Genomic DNA, 2,809 nt, shown 5'->3' with positions numbered 1-2,809 from the left:
CGAGCCACCACTATTGACAGTGAATCACTCTACAGTAGATGTCACTTGTTATTCGGGGTCCGATGGAAGCATCACTGTAACACCTTCAGGTGGAAACCCTGGTTACACGTATTCCTGGAGTACGGGAGCAACAAGTCAGACAATACAGAACTTGTCTGCTGGTACATATTCTGTAACAGTAACAGACTCCAAAGGTTGTACGGCTACAGTAAGTGCGACAGTAGGTCAGCCTGATCCTGTAGTGGGTAATGCTAATGTAAATTCTCCGGTTTGTAAAGGTTCTACAATCAACCTTACAGCAACAGGAGGAACTACATATTCATGGACTGGCCCGAATAGCTTCTCATCATTGGAGCAAAATCCTTCAATAACCAATGCTGTTGAAGCAAATGCCGGAACTTACACGGTTACAATTTCAGATGCCAAGGGTTGTACAGCTACTGCATCGGTTGAAGTTAAGATTACTTCTATTCCTGAGTTTGACGATATTGAGGATGAGGTATGTGTAGGAGAAACATTGACGTTGATAGGTCCAAATTATGGAGCTGGTTATACTTATAACTGGAGTGGTCCAAATGGCTTCTCAGTTAATAGTCGAACTATGGAAATTCCAAATGTTCAGCAGGTTAATGCAGGTATTTATACCTTAACTGTGAATTATCAGAATTGTTCAATTGAGGGATACGCAGATATTAAAGTTCTGCCTAATCCTCCTGCTCCTGAAATAGCTATCGATGGTCCTGAAATCATTTGTACTCTCGGGTACGTAATATTGAAGGCAAGTAACTGTTCGGGAGTTGTGACATGGTCTACAAATCAAACCGGATCACAAATTAATGTGACTCAGGAAGGTGAATACTATGCAACTTGTACCGTGAACGGTTGTACAAGTGTTAATTCAGATACAATAACCATAGAGAAAGGTAACGTTCCGACAAAACCTGTGATCTCAGCTGATCGTACGATTTGCTGTGACGGAGAAAAGGCAACGTTGACTGTTTCTCAGTGTAATGGGGATATACTTTGGAGTACGGGTGCAACAACATCTCAGATTGTTGTTTCCGTGGCCGGAACTTATACAGTAACATGTACAAATGCATGTGGTACAAGTCAAGCTTCTCAACCTATTGAAATATATACCGGATTTACTCCGACAGTACCGGTAATTTCAGTTGAAAACTCTGATCTATGTACCTATGACTACGCTGTTCTTAAAGCAACGAATTGTAATGGTACGGTGGTTTGGAGCAACGGAGAAACCGGTGATATAATTCAGGTAACGGTTGCCGGTATTTATACGGCTCACTGTAACACAATCTGTGGCAACTCTGATAAATCAAATGAGGTTGAAGTTACTTCAGGTAACCCTCCAACACCACCAGTGATTGTATGTAGTCAGACAAACTTATGTGACGGAGCCACAGCGGTTCTTTCAGCTTCAAACTGTAATGGCACTGTGAAGTGGAGTACGGGAGAAGAAGGAGCGAGCATAACAGTATCAACTGCTGGAACGTACACTGCTGTATGTTATAACCTTTGCGGAACTTCAGCGGTAAGTAATACATTGACGATAACAGTTGGTACAACGCCAACAGCACCTACAATTGTTTCTAATAAAACGCAGGTGTGTGGTGATGAAAAAGCGACGTTGACAGCTAGCAATTGTTCAGGTACAGTGACTTGGAGCACAGGTATAAATGGTACAACGATTCAGGTAGGAGCCGGAACATACACAGCGACGTGTAGCAACAGTTGTGGCACATCAGGAACCAGCAATACGATTACGATAAACACTGGCAACCCACCATCTTCTCCATCGATAAGCACAGACAGGACAGTATGTTGTGATGGTGAGAAGGCAACGTTGACAGCTACGGGCTGTAACGGTACGATCACCTGGAGTACCGGAGCAACCGGAGCGAGTATTCAGGTAGATCAATCAGGGACTTACACGGCAACGTGTACGAATGATTGCGGAACAAGTAGCTCATCGAATACAGTGACAATTCAGAAGGTTCCTGCACCGACAGTCCCTGTGATCAGTACAAACAAAACAGAGCTATGTAACGGAGCAAGTGCGACGTTGACAGCTACGAATTGTAATGGTACTGTGAAATGGAGTACAGGAGTTGAAGGTAATAGCCTGACGGTGACAACATCCGGAACATACACAGCGGTATGTTATAATGTTTGTGCGACTTCAGCGGTTAGTAACAGTATCACGATCACAATCGGCAGCACACCAAATGCACCTACAATTGCGTCTAACAAGACACAGGTATGTGGTGATGAGAAAGCGACGCTTACAGCAACGAATTGTACAGGAACAGTAACATGGAGCACGGGAGCTACTGGATCTACAATCCAGGTAGGAGCCGGAACATACACTGCTACTTGTAGCAACAGTTGTGGTACATCAGGAGTCAGCAATACGATTACGATAAACACTGGCAACCCACCATCTTCTCCATCGATAAGCACAGACAGGACGGTATGTTGTGATGGTGAGAAGGCAACGTTGACAGCTACGGGTTGTAACGGTACGATTACTTGGAGTACCGGAGCAACCGGAGCGAGCATTCAGGTTGATCAATCAGGGACTTACACAGCGACGTGTACGAATGATTGTGGAACGAGCAGCTCATCGAATACAGTGACAATTCAGAAGGTTCCTGCACCGACAGTCCCTGTGATCAGTACAAACAAAACAGAGCTATGTAACGGAGCAAGTGCGACGTTGACAGCTACGAACTGTAATGGTACTGTGAAATGGAGTACAGGAGTTGAAGGTAATAGCCTGACGGTGACA

1 pseudogene is annotated in these 2,809 nt (G+C 44.4%); it reads left to right on the top strand.

What is annotated here, in order from left to right:
- A pseudogene (locus AFM12_RS19370) lies at window positions 1-2,809 on the top strand (hypothetical protein); the annotation flags it as partial.

Source organism: Jiulongibacter sediminis, assembly GCF_001306455.1.
GTDB classification, from domain to species: Bacteria; Bacteroidota; Bacteroidia; order Cytophagales; family Spirosomataceae; genus Jiulongibacter; species Jiulongibacter sediminis.
This window is presented reverse-complemented; position numbering and strand designations above follow the sequence as displayed.